This window comes from Micromonospora globispora (genome assembly GCF_003857015.1).
In the GTDB taxonomy this organism is placed as follows: Bacteria; Actinomycetota; Actinomycetes; order Mycobacteriales; family Micromonosporaceae; genus Micromonospora; species Micromonospora globispora.
The window spans coordinates 1-4,788 of the sequence record NZ_QGGF01000003.1 but is presented as its reverse complement, the minus strand read 5'-3'; the positions used below and the strand labels follow the sequence as shown (position 1 = coordinate 4,788).

Genomic DNA, 4,788 nt, shown 5'->3' with positions numbered 1-4,788 from the left:
CAGGCTCGGCGGCCCGCGCCGCCGAGCAGGCGGACAGCGACGACCTGCGCACCGTCGCCCGGGCGGCGGCGAGCGCGTCGGCGAAGCCGCGCAGGATCTGCGACAGGATCACTCCGGAATTGCCCCGGGCGCCGAGCAGCGCCCCCCGGGCCATCAACCGCAGCGCGTGCCCGTGCGGGGTGTGCCCGTCCTCGGGGAGGGTGTCCAGGTCCATGGCGAGGGCCTGCTGCGCGGAGGTGAGGGTGAGCACCAGGTTGGTGCCGGTGTCGCCGTCCGGGACCGGGTAGACGTTGAGGTCGTCGATCTCGCCCTGGTGCCGCTGGAGGGCGGCCAGTCCACTCGCGCACCAGCGGCGTACCGCGGCGGCGTCGAGGGTGTCCAGCACGTCGGGAAGCCTACTGGCGCGCACCGACACACGCCGGGGTCGGCCGGCCCCCGTCGGCGTGTCCACCGGCCCGGGTCGCGGCCCGGCCACCGGTCCCCACCGGTACGCTGGCAGCACCCGCGCCGGGGTCGACCGGGCCGGTTGGGAGGACCGGCGGGTCATCGGGTAACCTGGCCAGGTTGCCCGGGCAGCGCCCGCCGGCGACCTCATGAACGTATCAATCCCAGGAGTATCCCGTGGCTAGCGTGTGCGACGTCTGTGGCAAGGGGCCGGGCTTCGGCCACAACGTGCCCTGGTCCAAGAAGAAGACCAACCGCCGCTGGAACCCGAACATCCAGTCGGTGCGCACCCCGGCCGGTGGCGGCAACACCAAGAAGCTGCAGGTCTGCACCTCGTGCATCAAGGCCGGCAAGGTCGCCCGCGCCTGACGCGGTAACGCCCCACCCGATATCTCGCCAGCGCCGGCGGACCCGAGCGGTCCGCCGGTTCTGTCGTGTCCGGACGAGCCCCTGATCGGTGGTCGACCCGGAGTTGCACCGCCCGGTTAAGGTCCGGCTGCGCCGGCTGTCCGCTCCCGCCGGCGGTCGCGACACCCCGCGGAGGGACGACCGGTGGACCTCGACCTGGGCCGAGACGACATAGTGGTCGTGGGGGCGTCCCTCGGCGTCCTGCGCTGGCTCGGCGAACAGCTCCCGCCGGGCAGCGTGGTGCTGGTCGAGGAGCCCGACGTCATCCGCCGGCGAGGGCTTGCCGGGCTGGTGGCCGAGGTGCCGGCGGTGTCCCGGGTGGTGCCCGCGGAGTACCAGACCGGCCTGGCCGTCGACGCGCTGCTCGACCGGGAGCCGGGCCTGGCGGCCGCCCGCCTGGTGCTGCCCGGCCTGGAGTACGCGGTCGGCGCCGCCGCCCGCCTCGCGGAGCGGCTCGGTCTCCCCGGCGCCGGGGTCGAGGCCGCCGACATTTTCTCCGACAAGCACCGGATGCGGCTGCTCGCCGACGCGGCCGGCCTGGCCAACCCGGCGTACGAGCTGGTCGACTCGCCGGCCCAGGCCACCGCGCTCGCCGACCGGTGGGGCGGCCGGTGCGTGCTCAAGCCGACCCGCCGCTCCGGCAGCCTCGGCGTGCAACTCATCGCCGACCCGGCCGAGATCGCCCGCGGGTGGGCGGTCACCGCCGAGCCGGAGCCGACCGTGGAGGCCACCGAGCGAGGGCTGCCCACCGGGGTGCTGGTCGAGCAGACCCTGGTCGGCCCGGAGTACAGCGTCGAACTGCTGGTCGCCGACGGCGAGCCGATCTTCGCCAACGTCACCGACAAGCGGCTGCTCGGCGGGCGCTTCCCGGTGGAGACCGGGCACACCGTGCCGGCGGCGCTTCCGGAGACCGACCGCCGGGCGCTGCGGGACGTGGCGATCCGGCTGGCCGGGGCGGCCGGGTTCCGCACCGGGGTGCTGCACAGCGAGTGGATCGTCGCCGACGGGGTGCCGACGCTGGTGGAGTGCGCGGCGCGGCTGCCCGGGGACATGATCACCGCGCTGATCTCGGTGGCCTACGAGTTCGACTTCGTCGGCGCGTACCTACGGGTGCTGGGTGGGCAACGGCCGGCGCTGCCGGCCGCGCCGACCGCGGCGGCGGCGGTGGAGTTCCTGCTCGCCCCGCCCGGCACGGTGACCGCCGTGGACGGGGTCCGCCAGGCGCAGCGGGTGCCCGGCGTGCTCCAGGTGCAGCTCGCCGTGGCGGTCGGTGACACCATCGGGGAGGTCCGCTCCTCCCCCGGGCGCAGCGGTCACCTGCTGGCCTGGGGAGCCGTTCCGGCCGAGGCGGCGAGCGCCGCCCGCAAGGCCGCCGAGCAGATCCGGTTCACCGTCCGCTGAGCCGACCGGCCGGCGGTCCGCTCGCGCCGGTCAGAGGGTGCGGCCGAAGGAGAGACAGCCGGGGGCGTCCTGGTAGAAGCCGAAGTTCGGGATCCGCTCGTAGCCGGCCGAGGTGTACATCGCGATCGCCTCGGGCTGCTTGTCGCCGCACTCCAGGATGAGCCGCTTGCGGCCCTGCTCGCGGGCCGAGCGCTCGACCGCGGCGAGCACCGAACGGGCCACTCCCCGGCCCCGGGCGGTCGGCGCGGTGTACATCCGCTTCAGCTCGGCCGTCTCGCCGTCCGCGCCGTGGCTGCGCCAGCCGCCGCAGCCGACCGGCTCCCCGCCGAGGTAGGCGACCAGGAAGGCGCCCGCCGGCGGCTCGAACTCCGCCGGGTCGACCGGCGTCTCGTCGCCGCTGCCGCCGTACCGCTGGCCGAGGTCGGCCAGGGCCGCCCGGATCAACGCCTGCGACTCCGGCGCGTCGAAGCGCTGCGTCCGGATCTCGATCTCACCCACGCATGAAGGGTACGACCGCGGCCGGCCCCGGATCCGGCGCCGGCGGCGGACCTTGTCGCACGTCACTCAGCGGAAGTGGTCCCAGCCGGTCCGGCCCTCGTACGTCGCGCCGTCCACGGTCACGCCGGTGCCCTCGGCCACCCGGCCGACCGGACGCCACTCGGCGGGCAGCGCCACCGACGGCGGGAAGGTCGCGGCCAGGGCGTGATCGTCGCCGCCGGTGAGAATCCAGGAGTACGGGTCGACGCCGAGCGCCTGGGCGGCGTCCCGCATCTGCCGGGGCACCTCGAAGGAGTCCCGGTGCACGTCGATGGCCACTCCGCTGGCCTTCGCCACGTGGCCCAGGTCGGCCAGCAGCCCGTCCGACACGTCGATCATGGCGGTGGCGCCCAGTCCGGCGGCCTGCGGACCGGCCGGGTAGGGCACCTCGGGCCGGCGGAACGCCTCGACCAGCAGCCGGGGCGTGCGGAAGCCCCGGGACAGCACGGTGTACCCGGCGGCCGCCCAGCCCGTGCGCCCGGCCAGCGCCACCACGTCCCCCGGCCGGGCCCCGGACCGGACCACCGGCGGTCGGTCGGCGAGGTCGCCGAGGGCGGTGACCGCGATGGTGAGGGTCGGACTGGCCGACATGTCCCCGCCGACCACGCTCGCTCCCATCCGGGCCGCCTCCGCGGCGAGGCCGTCGGCCAGCTCCTCCGCCCAGCTCGTCTCCAGCTCCGCCGGAAGGCAGAGCGCCACCAGCAGGGCGGTCGGGGTGGCGCCCATCGCCGCGATGTCGGCCAGGTTGGCCGCCGCCGCCCGGTGCCCGATGTCCCGCGCACTGGACCAGTCCCGGCGGAAGTGCCGCCCCTCGACCAGCACGTCCGTCGAGGCCACCACCCGCCGGTCCGGCGCGGCGACCACCGCCCCGTCGTCACCGGGACCGAGCAGGCAGCTCTTCCCGTACGTCAGCCGGGCGGTCACCCGGTCGATCAGCCCGAACTCCCCGACACCCGCGACCGTCATGCCGTCCCCTCGTCGCGCTCACTCGTCAACCCGCACCGCCACTGGTCGACCCGGCCGTCGGTGCGGGCGTGTGCTCGCTCACCGCGTCCACCCGGCGACCGATAGGGATCAGGGCTGTTCCGTAGGGTAGTTTCACCCTTCGGGCCGCCCCAGGCGGCGACGGACGGAGGTCGAGTCGTGGTACAGGCGTACATCCTCATCCAGACCGAGGTCGGCCGGGCGCGTGACGTGGCCGGGCAGATCTCGGACCTTGCCGGCGTGGTGCGCGTCGACGCCGTCACCGGGCCGTACGACGTGGTCGTCCTCACCGAGGCGAACACCGTCGACGAGCTCGGCAAACTAATCGTCAGCAAGGTGCAGATGGTGCCCGGCATCACCCGCACCCTCACGTGTTCGGTGGTGCGCCTGTAAGTGGACGAGATCACTACCACCCCTGCTTCCGAGTCGGCGACCCCGCGCCGGGACCGGGTCACCCGCCGGGCGGCGCTACTGGCCACGCTGGTCGCGCTGCCGGTGACCGTCGCGGTGGCCGGGTTCACCTTCGCGAAGCTTTCGCCCGACACGCCGGCCGCCGCACCGAGCCCGTCGCCGAGCGCCGCCCGGCCGCAGTCCACCGCGCCGGTGGAGATGCCCGCGCCGACGCTGGCCGAGCGGCCCGCCATCGTCTGCCGGGCCCTGATGTCCCAGCTGCCGGCGAGCGTACGGGAGCTGAACCAGCGGCCGGTCACCGCGGGCCCCGAGCAGAACGCCGCGTACGGCGATCCGGCGCTGACCGTCGCCTGCGGCGGCAGCGCGCCGATCGTCGCCCCGACGGACGACGTGTGGACGATCAACAAGGTCTGCTGGCACGCGGCCGAGGAGGCCGACGCCACCGTGCTCACCACGGTCGACCGGGAGACGCCGGTGCGGGTCCGGGTACCGAAGGCGTACGAGCAGCCGCTGCAGTGGGTCACCCCGATCTCCGACGCGGTCGTCGCCGCTGTCCCATCGGCCAGGTCCGCCCCCGCCGGCTGCACTGCCTGACCCCGCCCC

7 protein-coding genes are annotated in these 4,788 nt (G+C 75.1%); 4 read left to right on the top strand and 3 right to left on the bottom strand.

Features of this window, described 5'->3' with window-relative positions; genetic code table 11:
* Positions 1–385 (bottom strand): DAK2 domain-containing protein (locus DKL51_RS00080; RefSeq protein WP_260428309.1); only part of this gene is annotated, 385 nt, incomplete at its 3' end.
* A gap of 236 nt (positions 386–621) precedes the next feature.
* On the opposite strand from DKL51_RS00080, the gene rpmB reads away from it, so the two are divergent.
* Positions 622–813, top strand: a complete 192-nt coding sequence (rpmB, locus tag DKL51_RS00075) for a 50S ribosomal protein L28 (RefSeq protein ID WP_109942784.1) — start codon at positions 622–624, stop codon at positions 811–813.
* Between the two features lie 183 nt (positions 814–996).
* Positions 997–2,253: an ATP-grasp domain-containing protein gene (locus tag DKL51_RS00070; RefSeq protein ID WP_124811592.1), complete on the top strand. Its 1,257-nt coding sequence runs from the start codon at positions 997–999 to the stop codon at positions 2,251–2,253.
* Between the two features lie 30 nt (positions 2,254–2,283).
* Here the strand turns inward: DKL51_RS00070 and DKL51_RS00065 are convergent, their stop codons facing one another.
* Entirely contained in the window at positions 2,284–2,751 is a 468-nt protein-coding gene (locus DKL51_RS00065; RefSeq protein WP_109942785.1) for a GNAT family N-acetyltransferase, read from the bottom strand.
* A gap of 66 nt (positions 2,752–2,817) precedes the next feature.
* Positions 2,818–3,756, bottom strand: a complete 939-nt coding sequence (locus DKL51_RS00060) for a thiamine-phosphate kinase (RefSeq protein WP_109942786.1) — start codon at positions 3,754–3,756, stop codon at positions 2,818–2,820.
* 177 nt (positions 3,757–3,933) lie between these two features.
* On the opposite strand from DKL51_RS00060, the gene DKL51_RS00055 reads away from it, so the two are divergent.
* Positions 3,934–4,167, top strand: coding sequence for an Lrp/AsnC ligand binding domain-containing protein (locus tag DKL51_RS00055; protein ID WP_073832485.1), 234 nt, complete (start codon positions 3,934–3,936; stop codon positions 4,165–4,167).
* Positions 4,168–4,779 (top strand): DUF3515 family protein, encoded by a 612-nt coding sequence (locus DKL51_RS00050; RefSeq protein WP_185734650.1) that lies wholly within the window; start codon positions 4,168–4,170, stop codon positions 4,777–4,779. It abuts the gene before it with no gap.
* Positions 4,780–4,788 lie beyond the last annotated feature (9 nt).